At 39.4% G+C, this 19797-nt stretch carries 17 protein-coding genes and 1 riboswitch; of the genes, 4 read left to right on the top strand and 13 right to left on the bottom strand.

Translation table 11 applies throughout. The features are described from left to right. Positions 1-62: 62 nt before the first annotated feature. The 3 genes from EDD58_RS04365 (at position 63) to EDD58_RS04355 (ending at position 3039) form a co-directional block, all read left to right on the top strand. Positions 63-1079: an LCP family protein gene (locus EDD58_RS04365; protein ID WP_165875793.1), complete on the top strand. Its 1017-nt coding sequence runs from the start codon at positions 63-65 to the stop codon at positions 1077-1079. A gap of 153 nt (positions 1080-1232) precedes the next feature. After that, complete coding sequence (locus EDD58_RS04360) at positions 1233-2246, top strand: LCP family protein (protein WP_131923627.1); 1014 nt, start codon at positions 1233-1235, stop codon at positions 2244-2246. 145 nt (positions 2247-2391) lie between these two features. Then, the gene (locus EDD58_RS04355; protein ID WP_131923626.1) at positions 2392-3039 is read left to right on the top strand and encodes a YigZ family protein; all 648 of its coding nucleotides are present in this window, start codon (positions 2392-2394) and stop codon (positions 3037-3039) included. A gap of 23 nt (positions 3040-3062) precedes the next feature. Here EDD58_RS04355 and EDD58_RS04350 read toward each other — a convergent pair whose 3' ends face one another. The 5 genes from EDD58_RS04350 to EDD58_RS04330 form a co-directional block, all read right to left on the bottom strand. Continuing rightward, the gene (locus EDD58_RS04350) at positions 3063-3857 is read right to left on the bottom strand and encodes a MetQ/NlpA family ABC transporter substrate-binding protein (RefSeq protein WP_131923625.1); all 795 of its coding nucleotides are present in this window, start codon (positions 3855-3857) and stop codon (positions 3063-3065) included. A gap of 230 nt (positions 3858-4087) precedes the next feature. Then, the gene (locus EDD58_RS04345) at positions 4088-4744 is read right to left on the bottom strand and encodes a methionine ABC transporter permease (protein ID WP_207903249.1); all 657 of its coding nucleotides are present in this window, start codon (positions 4742-4744) and stop codon (positions 4088-4090) included. Then, positions 4738-5715: a methionine ABC transporter ATP-binding protein gene (locus tag EDD58_RS04340; protein ID WP_131923624.1), complete on the bottom strand. Its 978-nt coding sequence runs from the start codon at positions 5713-5715 to the stop codon at positions 4738-4740. Before EDD58_RS04340 ends, EDD58_RS04345 begins: the two co-directional genes overlap by 7 nt. A gap of 92 nt (positions 5716-5807) precedes the next feature. Next, positions 5808-5918: riboswitch (SAM riboswitch) on the bottom strand. 426 nt (positions 5919-6344) lie between these two features. Beyond that, positions 6345-6989 (bottom strand): sugar transferase, encoded by a 645-nt coding sequence (locus EDD58_RS04335; RefSeq protein ID WP_131923623.1) that lies wholly within the window; start codon positions 6987-6989, stop codon positions 6345-6347. Positions 6990-7193: 204 nt separating this feature from the next. After that, entirely contained in the window at positions 7194-8126 is a 933-nt protein-coding gene (locus EDD58_RS04330; RefSeq protein ID WP_131923622.1) for an NAD-dependent epimerase/dehydratase family protein, read from the bottom strand. Between the two features lie 264 nt (positions 8127-8390). Between EDD58_RS04330 and EDD58_RS04325 the strand changes: the two genes are divergently transcribed. Next, on the top strand, positions 8391-9263 hold the full coding sequence (locus EDD58_RS04325; protein WP_165875792.1) for an LCP family glycopolymer transferase: 873 nt from the start codon (positions 8391-8393) through the stop codon (positions 9261-9263). 237 nt (positions 9264-9500) lie between these two features. On the opposite strand, the gene EDD58_RS04320 is transcribed toward EDD58_RS04325, so the two are convergent. From EDD58_RS04320 to EDD58_RS04285, 8 genes are all read right to left on the bottom strand, one after another. Next, complete coding sequence (locus EDD58_RS04320; RefSeq protein ID WP_165875791.1) at positions 9501-10628, bottom strand: glycosyltransferase family 4 protein; 1128 nt, start codon at positions 10626-10628, stop codon at positions 9501-9503. Positions 10629-10884: 256 nt separating this feature from the next. Then, positions 10885-12084 (bottom strand): O-antigen ligase family protein, encoded by a 1200-nt coding sequence (locus EDD58_RS04315; RefSeq protein WP_165875790.1) that lies wholly within the window; start codon positions 12082-12084, stop codon positions 10885-10887. Between the two features lie 187 nt (positions 12085-12271). Then, the gene (locus tag EDD58_RS04310) at positions 12272-13732 is read right to left on the bottom strand and encodes a lipopolysaccharide biosynthesis protein (RefSeq protein ID WP_131923618.1); all 1461 of its coding nucleotides are present in this window, start codon (positions 13730-13732) and stop codon (positions 12272-12274) included. A gap of 22 nt (positions 13733-13754) precedes the next feature. Further along, positions 13755-14501 (bottom strand): acyltransferase, encoded by a 747-nt coding sequence (locus EDD58_RS04305; RefSeq protein WP_131923617.1) that lies wholly within the window; start codon positions 14499-14501, stop codon positions 13755-13757. Between the two features lie 12 nt (positions 14502-14513). Beyond that, positions 14514-15827, bottom strand: a complete 1314-nt coding sequence (locus EDD58_RS04300; protein WP_207903248.1) for a nucleotide sugar dehydrogenase — start codon at positions 15825-15827, stop codon at positions 14514-14516. 15 nt (positions 15828-15842) lie between these two features. Continuing rightward, positions 15843-16952: a DegT/DnrJ/EryC1/StrS family aminotransferase gene (locus EDD58_RS04295; protein WP_131923615.1), complete on the bottom strand. Its 1110-nt coding sequence runs from the start codon at positions 16950-16952 to the stop codon at positions 15843-15845. 55 nt (positions 16953-17007) lie between these two features. Continuing rightward, complete coding sequence (locus tag EDD58_RS04290) at positions 17008-18033, bottom strand: Gfo/Idh/MocA family protein (protein ID WP_131923614.1); 1026 nt, start codon at positions 18031-18033, stop codon at positions 17008-17010. Between the two features lie 340 nt (positions 18034-18373). After that, on the bottom strand, positions 18374-19561 hold the full coding sequence (locus tag EDD58_RS04285; RefSeq protein ID WP_131923613.1) for a glycosyltransferase family 4 protein: 1188 nt from the start codon (positions 19559-19561) through the stop codon (positions 18374-18376). Positions 19562-19797: the final 236 nt, after the last annotated feature.

The following is a 19797-nucleotide window of genomic DNA, read 5'->3' as shown; positions in this document are numbered from 1 at the left end:
TATATAGTTAAATGATACTATTAAATGAATTATTTTTTCGGAAAAAGCGAGGAGTTCTATGGATGGAAAGAGTAGATGCGAGTCGAATTGACCGTGTAAAGAAAAAACGGAGTCGTAAATGGATCTTTCGCGTTCTTATCATTATTTGTATAGGTGTTATGGGAGTTGGCGGGTATTTCGCTTCACAAATCTGGGGGGCTTTCGCACAGGGTCATGACAGTAACTCCAAAATATCGGGACTTCGTGATGAAGAAGTTAAAATCAAAGAAGAACCTTTTACCATTATGTTACTAGGAGTTGACCAACTTTCTACTGAAGAAGAGAAAGAATCATGGCGACCTGATGTCATCATGATTGCTGCGATCAATCCCAAGACCAACTCGATGAAACTTGTGAGTATTCCTCGAGATACCCTCGTTCATATTGCCAACACTAAAGGAAAAGATAAAATCAACTCAGCAGCATCCTATGGTCGTCTAAAAAATGTAGATGGTGTAGAAAATACACGCCAAACAGTTGAAGAGTTCCTCAATATTCCGATTGATTATTATGCAAAGATTAATTTCCAAGGTTTTATTGATGTCGTGGATGCCTTAGGTGGCGTCGATGTAAACAATAAATTTTACTTTTCTACTCAAAGCCATACAGGAGATCCACTCCGCTACTCTCCTGGACCCCTGCATTTAGATGGAGAAAAGGCTTTAGCTTATGTCCGCATGAGAAAAAAGGATATTAATGGCGATATGGGGCGGAACGAAAGACAACGAGATGTGGTTAACAAACTGATTGACCAAATGATTAGCTTTGAAGGTTTTACCAAATTTAATGATGTAGCCACAGCAGTAGGCGAAAACTTAAGCTATAGTTTTAAACCTACGGATATCCCTAGCTTGCAGAAAACTTATAGTAATATCCCTAAACAAAATACAGAGTCCATTGAGCTAAAGACTTACTCAGATAAGCAAAATGGAATCTTTTATGAAATTTGTTCCCAAGAAGAGCGTATTCGAGTCAGTGATCTCCTCCAAAAACACCTTGAATATACTCCAAAGGAACCTATGAAGCTCAATGACTATTAAACCATAACTAACAGCGGAACGGAGATAATCCCTCCGCTTTTTTCTATAAATAAGATCAATCCATTCATGATCAACACTTGCAATCTAAATTTCCACGCATCTATCTTCTATACGTTATATTCCCTATAATCCAATCGAGGAGGGATCAAACACGTGGAACATTCTCGGGTACATCGGGTTAAGAAAAAACAGAATCGCAGGTGGATCTTTCGCATTATCATTATCATTTGTATAGGATTCATGGCTATTGGAGGATATTTCGCCTCCCAAATTTTGGGCGCATTTACACAAGGTCATGATAGCAATTCTAAAAAGTCAGGACTTCGTGATGAAGAAGTGAAGATCAAAGAAGAACCTTTTACTATTATGTTACTAGGAGTTGACCAACTTTCTACTGCTGAAGAAGAGAAAGATTGGCGACCCGATGTCATCATGATTGCTGCAATCAATCCTAATACCAACTCGATGAAACTTGTGAGTATTCCCCGAGATACCCTTGTTCATATTGCCAACACCAAAGGAAAAGATAAAATCAACCATGCCGCAAACAATGTTCGACACAAAAATATAGATGGTGTGGAAAATACACGTCAAACAGTTGAAGAGTTCCTCAATATTCCGATTGATTATTATGCAAAGATTAACTTCCAAGGTTTTATTGATGTCGTGGATGCCTTAGGTGGCGTCGATGTAAACAATAAATTTTACTTTTCTACTCAAAGCCATACAGGAGATCCACTCCGTTACTCTCCCGGACCCCTTCATTTAGATGGAGAAAAGGCTTTAGCTTATGTCCGCATGAGAAAAAAGGATATTAATGGCGATATGGGGCGGAACGAAAGACAACGAGATGTGGTTAACAAACTGATCGACCAAATGATCAGCTTTGAAGGTTTTACCAAATTTAATGATGTAGCCACAGCAGTAGGCGAAAACTTAAGCTATAGTTTTAAACCTACAGATATCCCTAGCTTGCAAAAAACCTATAGTAATATCCCTAAACAAAATACAGAGTCCATTGAGCTAAAAACCCATACAGATAAACGAAATGGAACATTCTATGAAATATGCACGAAAGAAGAGCGAATTCGAGTGAGTGACCTATTACAACAACATTTAGAGTATGTACCTAAAGAACCTATGAAATCATCAGATGCCCATCCTTAAATCATGTGAAGTAGAGGAAGCAAATCCCTCCACTTTTATTTTTTATATAAAACCAGATGGATTGAAGGGTTCCAATCCATCTGGTTCTGTTTTCGACAAGCCTTTGCCTTTCCTATATCATAGATATGAAAGGTTGTGAAAAAATATGAACCCAAATACTTATCTAACCATCAGATCATACGGAGAAGCGGAAATCGTGATCCAGCGTTCTCGTTTTATTTGTCGTGCTAAACATGTAAAAACTGAAGAAGAAGCAACCCAATTTATCCAAGAAATTTCTAAGAAACATTGGGATGCAACTCATAATTGTAGCGCTTATTACATTACAGAAATGAAACAAAAATCCTCTGATGATGGGGAACCGGCTGGTACCGCAGGACGCCCCATCTTAGAAGTGATCCACGCTAAAGAGATCCTTTACACAGCGATTGTGGTTACCCGTTATTTTGGAGGAATCAAGTTGGGGGCAGGTGGACTTGTTCGCGCATACAGTCAAGGGGCTTCTGCAGCAATTGAAGCAGCTGGCATTGTTCAAAAAGTCTTACATCAAGAAGTGACCTTCTCCTTTGACTATTCATTCATGGGTAAAATGGAATATGAACTCCACCGCTCTGGTTTAATCTTAGAAACTCCTCAATTTACAGATCATGTGCAATGGACCCTTTGGACGCCTGTAGGTACAGAACAAAATGTGATTGATCAAGTGACCAATTGGACCAATGGGCAAGCCAAAGTAGAGTTAGGAAAAAGTGAATATAAGGATAAAGAAATACAAAAGAACCCCAACAACTAAAAAAGTGGGGTTCTTTTCATTCATTAAAATGCAGGTACAACGGCACCGTCATATTTCTTTTGAATAAATTCTTTCGTTTCTGGAGAAGTAAGGGCTTTAGCCAACTTCTGAATCGCTTCTTGGTTTTCCATTCCTTCTTTGGTCGCCAAAACATTGACATAAGGGGATTCGCTACCCTCGATAAAAATAGCATCTTTGAGTGGGTTTAGTTTCGCTTCGATCGCATAGTTAGTATTAATAATAGCGAGATCCACTTCTCCTAAGAAACGAGGCAAGGTAGCAGGTTCTAATAAGACAAATTCTAAATTCTTAGGGTTGGATTTAATGCTTTTTAAAGTTTTTTCTCCTTCTTTTTGATCCAGCTCAATTAATTTTTGACTTTCTAACAAGAGGAGAACACGATTAATCTCACTGGTTCCATTGGGAATCGCAATTTTAGAACCATTTTTCAGTTCTTCGATCTTTTTAATCTTTTGTGAATAGGCCCCCATCGGTTCAATATGAACCCCAACTACTTTTTTAATATGATAATTTTGTTCTTTATTGGTTGTTTCCATCCAAGGTTGATGTTGGAAGAAATTCGCATCTAATTCTCCTTCTTCAACCACTTTGTTCGGTAAAACATAATCTTGGAACACTTTTACTTCTAACTCAATCCCTTGCTTTTCTAATTGCGGCTTCACAAACTCCAAAATTTCAGCATGGGGAACCGCTGATGCAGCTACAGATACTTTATTCGCATCAGCATTTTCTGAGCTACAGGCAACTCCGAAGATGGCAAGTAAACCAATCATAAGCGTTAAAAATAACTTTTTCATTTATAAATCCTCCTTTAAATTGAATCATCATATGAGTGAAGTCGATTTATCATCAATCAGAAGTCGGCTTTTCACCGAAATCGATCTCCAAGACTCCATGACATGCGTGATTATTGCCTTATCGATGCCACTATCCTCCAGACTACTAATCCCATATCATCGATTTTTTTCCATCTAAAATTTCAACGAAATAAGGAGCTCGAGTGATGAACGCTTAAAAAGCAACAACCTCATCGTTTATCCAAACGTCTGGCAAAATAATCTCCACTCACTTGAACTACTTGCACGAAGATAACTAAAATGATTCCACAGACAAACAACATTTGATCGTTAAAAGACTGAAATCCAAACCGATATGCGACATCACCAAGCCCTCCACCACCAACAATTCCCGCCATTGCAGAAAAGCTAATTAATGAAACGCATGTCACAGTTAAACCAGAAATCATCGCTGGCATCGATTCAGGTAATAATACCTTTAGAATGATGGTTGCCTTGGAAGCTCCCATCGCCTCTGAAGCCTCAATCACACCTCGATCAATTTCTCGGATGGCAGTCTCCACCATTCGTGCATAAAAGGGAGCTGCCCCTGCAATCAATGGGATCGTTGCCGCAGTGGGTCCAATCGTAGTTCCGACAATCAACTTCGAAAGAGGGAAAAGAAAAAGGACAAGGACAATAAAAGGAACAGCTCTAAAAAGATTGACTACAAAACTTAGAACACGATTTACCCATGTTTTTTCCATGATATGACCTCGGTCTGTCGCTACCAATAAAACACCTAGAGGGATCCCAATCAAAGCGGTAAATAAGGTAGAGAGACTTACCATATATAAAGTTTGAAGAAATGCTTCCCAAACCATGGACCAGTCCACTTCATTCAACATTTTCGTTTCACCCCCTGTAAAAGCTCTTCTCGAATCATCACTTCAACTTCCTGTGTCGATTCAATTCGAATCCCAACTTGATTCAACTCCAACTGAGACGTAATCGATCCACTTTCAATGTGAAAAGAAACAGGATATTCAGTAGCTATTTGTTTCAATCTTGCCAATTGGGACAGATTTACAAAGATTACATCTCTATTTGTTTCAGCCTCTTCATGAGCTTCTGTAATCGATAAATCTTTAATAAACTGTTGTGTCACTGGATGCTTAGGATTTTGAAAAATCTGCTCAACCTCTCCATGCTCAACAATTTTCCCATTCTCCATCACTGCCATTTTGTTGCAAATCGCACGAACCACACTCATTTCATGGGTGATTAAAACAAGAGTAATTCCTGTATCCTGATGAATTTCTTTTAACAACCGTAATATAGATGCTGTTGTCTCTGGGTCCAAAGCGGAAGTCGCTTCATCACATAAGAGAACATCAGGTTCATTCGCTAAAGCTCGTGCAATACCCACTCTTTGTTTTTGACCTCCGCTTAGTTGAGAAGGATAAGCATCTGCACGATCTTTTAACCCTACTCGATCTAATAATTTGTCTACCTTGTTGCGAATTTCATCCTTGGATTTACCAGCAATCTCAAGTGGGAAAGCAATATTTTCTCTGACTGTTCTCGACCATAAAAGATTAAAATGCTGAAAAATCACACCGATTTTTTGCCGAGCAAGTCGTAGTTCTTTCGCACTGCACTGAGACAATTCTCGGTCAGCTACCTTCACAGACCCCGAAGAAGGATATTCGAGTCCGTTTAATAAACGCAATAAAGTACTTTTACCTGCACCACTATGACCGATCATGCCAAAGATGTCACTACGATCAATCTGAAGTGAAACTCCATCTAAAGCTTGTACAGGCTGTTCATCTTTCTTCTGGAAATAGCTTTTGGTTACATTTGTGATTTGGATCATGCCTATGTCTCACCACCTTTAAAATAAAAAATCCCTTGTCTGCAGATAAAAGCAGAAAGGGATTTATGTTCACAAAAAACATGCGTCACTTTCTCTCATCTGCCAGAATGAAAAACTTCTGCAGGAATTGGCACCTTTCTGTATAAATACAGATGGTTGCCGAGGTATCATCGGGCCTGTCCCTCAACCTCTCTGGATAAGAGAATATCAAAATGTATTCGGTTTTAATCTAACAATTATAAAGTTATCACAGATATAAAATGTGGTCAACAAATAATAAATTCCCAATATATGTAACAAAAAACATCACTGTAACAAATTTCTAGGCTTTGCTGTCAAATGTTACCTCGACATTACATTTGCTTAACAAAACAGCTATTTCCCACTATGTTTTCAGTCATTGACGTATAATAACAATACAAATATTGATTGATGGAGGTGTCCGATATGGACTACACGGTCGTTGGAAAGTCATTTTGGATTGGCGTATTAAATGCTACTTGTTTAAGCGTACCGTTGTGGCTTCTGTTCTTCCTCTGTTTAAAAGCCATTCTATAGAGGAAGAACCCATCTGGACACCTATACACATAGAAGAAACGGGTGAGCCGAAATTTGGCACCCGTTTCTGATCAGCGAGCTCCACTTCCAGATAAAACTACCCAAACCGTCCGGATTAGAATTCGCAAATCTAAGGCAATGGATTGTTTTTGAATATAGTACATGTCCAATTCAAATTTTTCAGCAGGGGTCGCTTCATAGCCACCATTCACTTGTGCCCAACCTGTTAAGCCTGGCTTCACTAGAAGTCTTTTCTTAAATCCAGGGATTTCTTTATCGAATTGCTCTGTGAACATCGGGCGTTCCGGACGCGGACCAATTAAGCTCATATCACCACTTAGTACATTAATGATCTGTGGAATTTCATCAATCCGGGTTTTACGAATAAATTTACCTACTCGAGTGACTCGTGGGTCATTTTGTGCTGCCCATTGAGGACCATTCTTCTCTGCATCTGTTCGCATAGAGCGAAGCTTGATAATAGAGAATAGTTTTCCTTTTTGCCCTACCCGTTCCTGTTTGTAAAAAATAGGACCTGGTGATTCTAATTTAATGGCAATTGCCGTCAAGATCAATACTGGCATCGTAAAGATCAGTAAGGTGATGGAAAAAAGCACTTCAAATCCTCGTTTAAGAATAGGATAGACCCATGATGTAGAACCACTAAAACCTCCAATTGCTTGTGAATCGCTTCCATAAGCCATCTTTGAACGCATCCGATATCACCCCTGCTGTTGTTTAATCTGGTATATTGAAAACCGAGTGGTTAAGATTACAAAAATAACAGTAACATTACAGAAATATTTCAAAGTGTAACTGTTACCAAGTATACTTTAGATTGCTGGAAATGACAATAGTACATTTGGGTTGATTTTTTAATTTTACCTCAACAACTGAGTGATTTCTTTTATTTTACTCTCCTATGAGTCCATTTTACGATATTCATCCTGATAATATTCGTAAGTTCGCTTAAGGCCTTTAGCTAAGGGGATGGACGGTTTCCAGTTCAACACTTGAATGGCTTTATCATTTGTAAAGTAGCTATGCTTGATATCACCAGCTCGTTCGAGACCGTAGTCAACCTGGATATTTTTCCCCGACACCTCCTCAAATAATTGAATCACTTCATTGAGTGAAGTTTGGATGCCTGTCCCAATATTAAGAACTTCTCCATTTCCTTGATCAATCGCCGCTACATTTGCTTTCGCAACATCTTCTACATAAATATAATCTCTAGTCTGTTCCCCATCTCCATAAATCATTACAGACTGGTTTCTTAACACTCTGTCGGTAAAAATAGAAAGAACTCCACCTTCTCCTCGGGGGTCTTGTCGGATTCCATATACATTCGCATAGCGTAGTATTGTATAACGAAGCCCATATAACTCGTGATAAACGTGTAAATATTGCTCAGGCGTATACTTTGAAACTCCATAACCAGATAAAGGACGGACAGAATGTAACTCATCAATTGGAAGATATTCTGGGTTCCCATAAACAGCTGCCGAAGAAGCATACACCACTTTTTTCACATCGGCAAGCCGACATGCCTCTAATAACTGAATGGTTCCCAAGACATTAGTTGTCGCATCAAAAATAGGATCTTCTACAGATGTTTGAACACGAGTCTGTGCTGCTTGGTGAATCACTACATCCGGTTTGATTTGAGTCATAAGCTCCAAAAGTTCAGGATTCGTTAAATCGATCGTATATAGTTCAGTATCGGGATGAATATTACTTTTTTTTCCTGTGGAGATATTATCAATAATAGCCACCTGATCTCCACGGGATTGACATTGATCCACAATATGCGAGCCAACAAAGCCAGCCCCACCTGTCACTAATATTTTCATGGATCTGAGCCCCTCTTTCTCTGTTAGTATGTAAGAACTCCTCATCATCTTATCAACTGTCACACACGGAAGCCAAGGCGACTAAAGGAACTTTTTTGCCAGATTGGTGTATTTTTATGATTTCCCAAATCAACGAACGATAGTAAACATTTATCTATGGATAAGTCTAATAAGGATCGTCAAAAATACAATAGAAGGACAGGCAAATGTTATCACTTCTCATGAGAGAGAGGTTTCTTAATGAAGAGCCTATTGATGCTTTTAATGAAGGTAGTCATAATCATTGTTCTTTTATTTTTAGGGTATGTCGCCTACAATATCTGGACAACAGCCAATCAAATGTATGAACCTCCAACACAGACAAAGTCTGAGAAACGATCCAAAATCGTACAAATCCAAGAGGATCCTTTTTCCATCCTTTTACTAGGTGTTGATGAGCGACCAGGCGATATAGGTCGATCCGATACAATGATGATCTTAACCCTCAACCCACATCAAAAAACAATGCTACTTACCAACATCCCGAGAGATACCCTTGTAACCATTCCTGGTCGAACACACAAAGATAAAATTAACCATAGCTATGCATATGGCGGAGTAGAATTGGCACGAAAAACAGTGGAAAATTTTTTAGATATCCCCATCGATGGATATGTCAAAGTAAATATGCAGGGATTAGAGGGGATTGTGGACGCTTTAGGAGGAATTGAAGTCCAAGTTCCTTTTGATTTCACCTTTAACGGAATCAAATATCATCAAGGAAAGATGACATTAAATGGTCGTGAATCACTCGCTTTCGCTCGAATGAGAAAGGTTGATCCACGAGGGGACTTCGGAAGAATTGACCGACAACAACAAGTGATTCGTGGAATTATAGACAAAGGAAGTCAATTTAGCTCACTTCAGCGATTCGATGAAATCACGGAACAGCTAGGGACCAATCTGAAAACTGATATTCCACCATTTCAATTCATTCGTTTACAGCAATCCTATCCCAGTATGAAAAGCCAAGATATACAAACCATAACCCTTCATGGAGCAGACAGACGAATCAATGGAGTTTATTATTTTCAGGTAAGTCAATCAGAGATACAACGAGTTCACCAAAGACTAGCCGAACACTTAGAATTAGAGTGAAAATTACTATGACCAAAGAGGAGGTTTTAAAACCAGATGCCTCCTCTTTTCCAAAGACTGGCTAGTAGACAAGCACCCCCATCTTCAATCAATAGGCTCTACCAAGTAAGAGCTTTCAACAAAGTCACTTTTCCCTACTATCTTCCAAACAGTCAAAGAAGACGAAGAGCTTTTTTTCACGAGTGGCGTCTAGCCAATCAAGTTACCAGAACGAGGAAAAAAACTCAAGTCGACTCGCTAATGGAAAGAACATTCATGTTCACTCAACAATAGCCGATACAACGAAAGCAACTTCTTTTCCTCCATCGACCAATTATAGATTTGTTCATGAGCCCACCGACCTTGACTCCCCATCTCCTTCCGCAAAGAAGAGTCTGAAAGTAACAAAGTCACATATTCCGCCATTTCCTCTGGATTTAATGAATCAACGACAAAGCCAGCTTTACTTCTTTCTACAATTTGACGCCACAAAGGAAAATCAGTCGCAATAAATGGCATTCCAGCTGCCATATACTCAAACATCTTGATGGGTAAAGATTCTCGATAGTTTTCAATGGGATGCAAACAAACAAGCCCTACTTTCCCCTTCATCAACCAATCCTTTACCTCTGCAAACGGAATTCGACCATGTAAATAAACCCGTTTCTTTTCCAATTCATTCTGGTCCAAATCTATATCACTAATATGCTGGAGAGGTCCGATTAAATGAAGCTCTGCTTCCAAGCCTTTGGGGATGTAATCCATCATTTGAATCATTTCTTTATATCCACGAAGGTATGAAATCCCACCGATATATAAAATTCTGTTGACCCCATCCTCTTTTGAGTGACTCATCGGCATCCATAAAGGGTAATTTTTAATAATCTCTCGTCGCTTAGCTTCTGCAAACTGTTGATAAATCGATTCTGTAGCAGCGATAACAGCAGAACAATATTGGGCACTTCTCTTTTCAATTTGATTAACCAGTCGCGAAAATGGTTTTCTCCATTTTTGTGGAATCCATGGCTTCGTTAAAATTTGTTTGGGTAGATCTTCATGAGAATCATAAATGACTGGACGACCAGTACGCCAAGCCAGTAAAACCCCCCAAGGGAGAAGTTCAGGATCGTGGAAGTGGAAGAGATCAGCATTACTTTTCAACGCCCTCTGAAATAATACCCAGCCTAACCTTAAACGACTTCGACGATTTGAAGCTTTTTGTACACCTTTCACTTCAACACCATCTAGCTTTTGATACTCAAAAGGAGCCACAGCATGAAGTTCAACCCTGTATCCAGCTTTAGCTAATGACACCGCTTGTTTATGAAAAATACGGGAATCGTCATAGGGATGTACAGAACTAAATATCATCACGCTAGGTTGCAACTTGTTTTCCTCCATGTGTGGGTTCATTTTACGATCTCATGCCAGACAGATTCATCCTTATACCATAGTGTGATTACTCCACTTGAACTAAATAACTTGAATGGATCGAAATAAATTTACTCGATCTAATAAACTTTGGAAGAGAGATGTTTCTTTGGCGAACGACTTTTGCAAACATGCTAGTGGGTAAGGCAGAGAAACAACGACTCAATGGGACTTGGATCTTTATATGACTACATATGTTCATATAGAGTAATTAAATCTCATCTATTTTTCCTAAGAGTAGGACTGACAAACCTAATCCATACACCACCCACATGGGGGTAAAATGAATCGCGGTACTCGGGGCAATAGCTCCAAAGAAATAGCCGATCATGGAAGCTAATACCGAGTAGGCACTCCAGCGAATGCGAGGATTCCTTGGCTGAAGTTCCCTCAACCTCATTATTTTCCAACATTTCCATAATAATAATACATATAAAGCCATATAGAAAAAGAAAATGATAACACCAAAATTAACCAATATCTCGATCCACCAATTATGCATATTTACCTTATTTACCTTGGGTGCATCCTTCATCAAAGGTTCAATATTCCCCGGTCCCACTCCCAGATAATGGCTTTGCTGGAGAAACTGTAATCCATTCAAAATCAGATACTTTCTTACGGTTCCACTCTCACCTGTCTCCCCTCTTATAATTCCTTCTTCTCCTTCTTCCACATCCCAGGTTCCTTTTTGGATATCTGAAAATAGATTAAACGTGCTACCCAATTTAGTTTTAGCCGTTTGCCTTGCTTCTTCAGTTAAAAATAAAGCACTCATCGTCGAAACGATTAACCCTGCCACAATCGCTGCGATCATCCCTTTAGAGATGTTTTTTAGAGTTAGCTGATCCTTCGGAACCGCAAACGGTAGGCAAGCAATCAAAACAGCGAGAGAGAGTGGGAGGGCAAATAATGTATTACTCCTAGACCCTGTCGCTATTAAGACGTATAAAGCCATCACCACAACCATATAGACGAATCCCTTAGTCAAACGATTCATCTGAACCATCCACAGTGAAGTAATGAGAAAAGGTAAAGCCAAGGTAATACAGGTGGCTAAATCATTTTGGTTGGTAAATACAGATGTTACCGTGGCAGCATCCGTTCCAAAAGCACGTGATGAAGGAAGGTGAATCAAAGTGATGGATTCAATCCCTCCCCATAAAACAACCACAAAAAAAGTCCAGAGCAACACTTTGAAAGTTCTCCATAACACCCGTTCGCGATGAATGAGAAGCGGAAAAAAACTTGTAAAAAGAAGCATCGTTCCTAATAAAAACAAATAGCGAACACCGTGAAAAAGACTGATCGACCATGTTAATGATCCAATTCCATATAAAAGCCAACATAGAAAAAAGGTTAAATAGCCATAAACTGGTTTTAGATAAGACCCATCCCACTGTTTTTGCAATAATAAGTGCAACGAGAAACCCATCGTCAATATTGCTAATGCTATTCGAAAAAAAGTGATGCGAAAGTCCTCTGAGATAACAATTCCAAACGAAGGACCCAAAAGAGCAAAGATAAGGGAGATCTGAAAAAGGATAATAAAAACATTTTCTCTCCGGGGTGGCAATATCTGATTCACCTTCCTTTCACTACTTTTTTAGTTTGAACCAACGCTCCCCCATCTGATACACGGTTTGAAAATGAATCAAGCGAGTCCCTAAAGCAGTCATGATAGTTATTACTAAGCCTAGAAGGTAGACCAACCATAAAAATTCAAATTGAGTTGCTTGAGCCCAACTAATAATCCCCATGACTGTTACATAAACGAGTAGATAAGTCAGAATCGAACCGAAGCGAAAATCAATCGGATAAACCTTTTGGTTTTGTATATACACCCAAATAATAACAAATAGATAGGAAGCAATTGTCATTATCACAGAGCCCCAAATGTGAAAGAGAGGAACCAAGAGTAAGTTTCCGAGCAAGAAAATGACAGCTGCTATGGTAAATCCGTATGAAATAAGTTTTGTTTTTTTCTCAATCAGGAGCCCCACACCAAATACGTGATGCAATACATTTAATAATGTACCCAACGACAAAGCCCATACATACAGATAACCTTCTTGGATATCAGGTCTACCAATAATCCACTGATACAAAGGATCAATGAAAAAGGTAAGAACAAGAATGAACCATGTACCCACCACAAAAAATATTCTCCCCACAAACCCATAAATTTGGGGAGCATCTGCTTTTTCTTTGATTGACATAGAGAAAGGGCGCCAAGCCAATTGAAAAGGGGAAGTAAGTAGAACAATAAAGCTAGCAATCCGAATACATGCTTCATAAATATCTGCATAGTGTGGAGAATCTAGATGATAAAGAATCGGTCGGCTAACTGATGTCATCACCCAAAATGAAATGAGTGTAGGTAAAAGAGGTAATCCATACTGGATGAGTTGTCTAAGGTGTGAAAACGAGGGACGAAATATAAACTCTTTGCGAAACAACCAAATCAGCATCAAAGCGATACTTAATTGCCCAATCAACTGACCGATAAAAATCCCTACTACGCCTTGCTTTTGATACACCAGAAAATAAATACTAAGTAGGGATGAACCAATCACATAAGCCATACTAAAAAAATTAAATAACCACACTTTTCGTTGATAACGAGCATACGCCAAAATATGCTGAATGATAATAGCTCCTAGTGTAGCCATAAAAGCAATCGGTAAAAGAAGATTGTAATCTTTTCCATCTTGATAAACGAATTCAGCAAGTGGTTCTCCTGTAAACCATACGATCAGGGTAAATAACAGACACATGCCTATACTAAAAATAATAGCATGAGAGAAATAAGTTCTTCTCTCCACTTCATTTTTTGCATCATAAAAATAAAATGCCATGGCGGCATCCGTTCCTAGTATACATATGTAAGAGAGGATCAGAGTCACTGTATTGGTTAATCCCCAATCAGCGAGTTCTCCGATCCCTGTCAAATACCGTGTATAAACGGGAACAAGCAGTAATGCTGCTAGCTTGTTCCCAAAAGTAGAAACTGCAAATGCGGCAGAATCTGTAAATAAACGTTTCATATATGACTTCATCAAGACACCACCATTGTAGGTGTTACTCTTGGTTTTCTAGCTTCTCACGATCTGGTACATCACGTAAGGTACGAGCTGGAACACCTACATATAGTTTTGCTGGTTCAGTATCTTTATTAACCAACGCACCTGCGGCGATAAAACTCTCTTCTGCGACTGTAATACCAGGTAAGAGAATGGAGCCTCCTCCCACACGAGCGCCTTTTTTCACAAGGGGTCCCCGTACATATTTAAATCGTTCTTTGGTTCTCCCCATAAAGTTATCATTGGTTGTTGTCACTGTTGGTGCAATAAATACACACTCTTCCAAGGTGGTGTAAGCAGTAATATACGCATTGGTTTGGATCTTTGTAAAGGAGCCGATCTCTACTTGATTTTCCACAGCAACACCACGTCCGATGACTACACGGTCACCAATTGTACACTTTTCACGTACAGAAGCTTGATCTCCGACCATCACTTCTTTACCCAATGTGCTCCCCCGGTATAAAACGGTGTTAGCACCCAGCGTGGTTCCCTCACCGATGACCAAAGCAGGTAAGTCTGAATCTACCTTTACTGTAGATGCTTTGGCAGGTCGTGGCCAACGTCCCACTACACAATTATCAGAGATGTAAACCCCTGAACCGATCACCGTTCCCGCATGGATTGTGACATTATTGCCAATGGTTACATCGTCGCCCAATACTACGCCCTCTTCAATAACAGAAAAATAACCGATATTCACATTATTACCCAACACAGCTGAATCATGAATAAAATTTTTCATCAAAATACCGCCTTATAATTTTTCGTAGTCTGCCTGGATGTTTTGAATACCTTTCATTGCATTACGTGTATCAAAGATGACTTTTGCTTGATCAGCGATTAACTGATAGTCGAATGCAGAGTGATCTGTGGTGATTAATACCGCATCTGCATCAGCGATTAGTTCTTCTGAAAAAGGTACGGTTTCGTATTCTTTTTGACCAACACGGAAAGAAGAGACATGTGGGTCAACAGCCACAAAGTCTGACTTGTATTTTTCTAATAACTCCACGATCTGTAACACGGGGGATTCACGCATATCATCAATATCTTTTTTATAGGCAACTCCAAGAAGAACTACTTTTGAACTGCTTAAAGCTTTCCCATAGCGATTTAAAATCTTCATCAGACGATCCACGACAAATGAAGGCATTTCATTGTTAATTTCTCCAGCTACTTCAATCAAGCGGGTATGATAGTTAAACTCACGGGCTTTCCAAGTGAGGTAGAATGGGTCAATGGGGATACAGTGCCCTCCTAAACCAGGTCCTGGGTAAAATGCCATGAAACCATATGGTTTGGTTTTGGCTGCATCAATCACTTCCCATACATCGATTCCCATTTTATTACAAAGGATAGCCATTTCATTAGCCAAACCGATATTAATATTGCGGAATGTATTTTCTAGGATTTTTTCCATTTCGGCTACCTTGGGACTAGATACTTCATGTACCTCCCCTTCTAAAACAGCACGATACAAAGCAGCAGCTACTTTTGTACACTCTGGAGTTACGCCACCGACCACTTTAGGGGTATTCTTGGTATTAAACACTTTATTACCTGGATCTACACGTTCAGGTGAATAAGCAAGGTAAAAATCTTCTCCTACTTTTAGTTCCGTTGCCTCAAAAATAGGTTGGAGAATTTCTTCCGTCGTTCCAGGATATGTAGTGCTTTCTAACACAATCAACATATCTGAATGCAAGTATTTTGCGATTTCTTTTCCTGATGATTCCACATACGAAGTGTCAGGTTGTTGATATTTATCTAAAGGTGTAGGTACGCAAATCGCTACAGCATCCACTTCTGAAATTAAAGAGTAATCCGAAGTAGCCTTTAATTGGCCCTCCGTTACAATCTCTTTCAACTCTTCATCTACCACATCACCGATGTAGTTAATCCCTTGATTTACCATGTCTACACGATGAGGTAAAATATCAAAACCCACCACTTGATAACCAGCTTTAGCCTTTTCTACAGCTAATGGTAAGCCTACATAACCTAAGCCCACCACACCAATCACTGCAGTTTTATCCTCAATTTTTCGTAGAAGAGATTTTGACGTCACTTGATTCACCCCTTTTTATTTATTAGCATAATAGCTTTTAATGGTATCGACGATGAAATGAATCGTTTCATCTTCTAACTCCGCATACAATGGTAATGCAAAAGTTCTTTTCGCCATATATTCACTAGTTGGAAGACTTCCCTCTTTATAACCTAGAGGCTGATAAACGTTTTGTTGATGAAGTGGTACAGGATAATAAACACCTGTAGAAATTCCATGCTCTTTGAGGTATTCCATCAACTCTTCACGGTCATCTGCTTGAATAATATACAAATGGTAGATATGTTTAAGATCTTCTTCAGCATAAGGTGTAACCACAGGAGTATCTTTTAATAACTCGTTATAGAGAGCCGCTTTTTGACGACGTCCATGGTTCCATTGATCCAAGTAGCGGAGCTTAACTCGAAGCATAGCCGCTTGTAAAGCATCTAGACGACTATTATAGCCAATCATACTATGATAGTATTTTGGATTACTGCCATGGACACGCAAAATACGAATTTTCCGTGCTAATTCGTCATCATTGGTAACAACCATCCCGCCGTCCCCATAACCACCTAAGTTTTTGGTTGGGAAAAAGGAATAAGTAGCGGCATGCCCGAGAGAGCCAATTTTTTTCCCTTTGTATTCTGAACCCATCGCTTGTGCAGCATCTTCAAGCACAAACAATCCATGTTCTTTAGCAAGAGCCATTAATTCGTCCATATTGGCAGGCTGTCCAAAGATGTGTACAGGAATAATCGCTTTTGTCTTTTCGTTGATTTTTTGTTTGACTTGTTCTACATCAATATTGTAAGTCTTAGGATCAATATCTACAAAAACAGGGGTAGCTCCTAATTGAGATACCGTTTCTGCGGTAGCAAAAAATGTGAAAGTAGTGGTAATCACTTCATCTCCAGGTCCAATCCCAGCCGCATCAAGAGCAAGTAAAAGGGCATCTGTACCATTCGCAACCCCAATGGCATGTTTGACTCCCACATACTTAGCCACTTCTTCTTCAAATGCCTTTACTTCAGGTCCCATTATGTAAATCCCACTGTCTAAAACGTGATCTACAGCCTCACGAATCTCTCCATGAATGGTTTGTAGTTGTGCTTGTAAGTCTAGCAAAGGAATTTTTTTCATTGTTTTTTTGCTCCTTTATATGATTGCTTGATAATTACCCTCAACATTGCACTTATCATTTACGTTCTAGCTTAGACATTTTTACGGGTTGACCTGTTTCAGCAGCCTTTTGACAAGCAATGACAAGAGATAGAGCCTTTCTGCCTTCAATCCCTGAAACGATTGGTGTTCGATCTTCCATAATAGCATCTGTCATATCTTGGATAATACATTGATGGCCAGGAGTTCCAAGAGGATCTTCATCCACTCGCTGAATCGTCTGTTGAGCCTCTTCCTTACTCAACTCTTCAAACTGCCATTCTTTAATCCGATTTGCTGTAGGTCCACCGATGATCGCTGTGCCCTTTTCACCAAACAAAGAGAGAGATTCCTCAAGGTTTTTAGGATAAATCGTAACTGCTGCCTCCAAAACACCTAGGGCACCACTTTTAAACTTCATCACAGAGACAGATGTATCTTCCGCTTCAATGTTGCGAATTCGAGTGGCATGATAAGAAGAGACTTCTTCAACGTCTCCCATCATCCACAATAAGAGATCCATATTGTGGATCGCTTGATTCATTAGGACTCCGCCATCCATCGCTTTTGTACCTCTCCATGGAGCTTGATCATAATAAGCTTGGTTACGATTCCAACGAACAGTTGCATTAGCATGACCTAATTTCCCAAAAGCTTCTTTTTCTAACTGTCGACGTAGCTCTATGACTGCTGGACGAAAACGGTTAGGATGCACGACTGCCATTTTGACACCATTTTTCTCACAAGCATCAATCATCCGATCTGCATCTTCCAAAGTAAGAGCCATGGGCTTTTCCACGACTACATGCTTTTTAGCCTCAGCCACTTGAATCGTAAGTTGTGGATGTAACCCACTCGGTGTACAAACACAAACAACATCCACATCGGTCTTCAACATGTCTGCAAGGTCTGTAAACCCTTGTACATCACCTGTTGCAAATTCTGCTAGACGCCCTTCATTGGTATCACAGACAGCAACCAATTTTGCACCTTCTATAGCTCCAATCGCAGCTACATGTTTTTTGGCAATGTGACCGCAGCCAACAATCCCATAGCGTATCACAGAGATCTCCCTCTTTTCTTTATTCAATTGATTGTTAGTCTACTCATCAACTCCCTATTTAAAAGGGAGCTTTTCCGATGATTGATCTACTCAATCTCTTTATCCATGAAAAATTCAAAAATCACATTTAAGTATACAATACCAAGGTAGTTGTATCATCTCACTACAATCGCTTTTAGAAAATTTCTTGTGTAGTCACGATGAGCGTGACAGTCTGTTCATCTTTGCACATAACGATGTCATCAGAAAATCATTAGTTAAGTTATATTACAGCAATATTACAAATCTATCTCTAACTGTAACATAACTGAAATGTTTTGGGTATACCTGACAAAAAAAATCATGAACTTTTTTGGAGTTGTTGATAATATCTTCTTAAAGACTCTGCATGATTTTGCCAAGTCAACTCTTTGGATTCGATCCACGCTTGATGAGCCATTTGTTGAGATTCCTTGTGATTAAACAATACTTGCTTTAAAGAATCGGCAAGTGATTGATGATCACCAGAGGGAACAAGTAAGCCTGTCCTCTTATGGATCAAGATTTCACCAATGCCTCCAACATCCGTAGCAACCATTACTTTACCACATCCCATTGACTCTAACAAAATAGAAGGTAATCCTTCACTATAGCTAGAAAGAACGACTACATCTGCACTGTTAATCCATAAAGGAATTTCTGAGTATGGCTTTCGACCATGAAAAAATACCCTTTCCTTGATCCCTAACTGCTGGCATAGATTCTCCAATGTTTTTCGAAGGGGACCATCCCCAACTAAATGGAGTTGCACATCCGAATCTTTCTGATGAACAATTTGAAATGATTTTAAAAGCAAATCAATCCCTTTAACAGGTAGCAAATTACCTACAAAAAGGATTCCTTTTGAGTTCGTGGATAAGCCTAATTTTCTTCGCACTTCATTTTGTGATTGCGGAAAAAAGAGTGAAGGATCAAATCCATTGTAGAGGGTCTGAACTGAAACCTGTGGAGCTATTTTCTTAGCTTCTCGCTCTAGGCGATGGCTGACTGTAAGGATTAAATCATTTTTTAGTAATGCTATTTTAGTTTGTTGAAAAATGAATTGACTACGTAGGGGATAGAGCAGTAGATCGGAGCCATGAACTGTACTTACGACTGGAATCTCCAATTTCTCAGCCAACTTTCCTCCCACCCAGCCATCAGGGAAAACGGTATGACAATGAATCACATCAAAAGGATCTTGTTGATGGGAAACCTCAATCCGTTGAGCAAGACTTTGCATGTACAACTTTCCATATGTAGAGAAAAAGAGTCCTTTGGGAAACATCCAAGTCGGTACATACTGAACAGAAATCCCATCTCGAATTGCTTGAAGGGCCATCTGACGATAACCTCTCCATTTGGGATATAACGGAAAATAAGGAATAGGCGAAAACACTTTAAGCCGACACCCTGCTTCCGCCAACGCTTTGACTTCGCTATTCACAAAAATCCCCGACATCGGATTGACTGGATTGGGATACATGTGTGAAATTACACATACATGCATACTCTTTAACTCCTTCTTTTCATTCAGTTTCCAAAAGATTCACAACAAAGTCTTTTCCCACGAAGTGTCAACTTCCTCAGGGCATCGCATCTGCTCTCTTCCTATTTTACAATGCACCTGTCCTTATAGCTAATTTTTACCCCGATCTCGATTCACAACATAACGATTTTGTATCGAATCTATGACACACTAAAAGATTCGTTCACTAAAAAGGAAATGGGATAGCTCTCTTGAAA

This window comes from Hazenella coriacea (assembly GCF_004341825.1).
Classification (GTDB): Bacteria; Bacillota; Bacilli; order Thermoactinomycetales; family Thermoactinomycetaceae; genus Hazenella; species Hazenella coriacea.
This window is presented reverse-complemented; position numbering and strand designations above follow the sequence as displayed.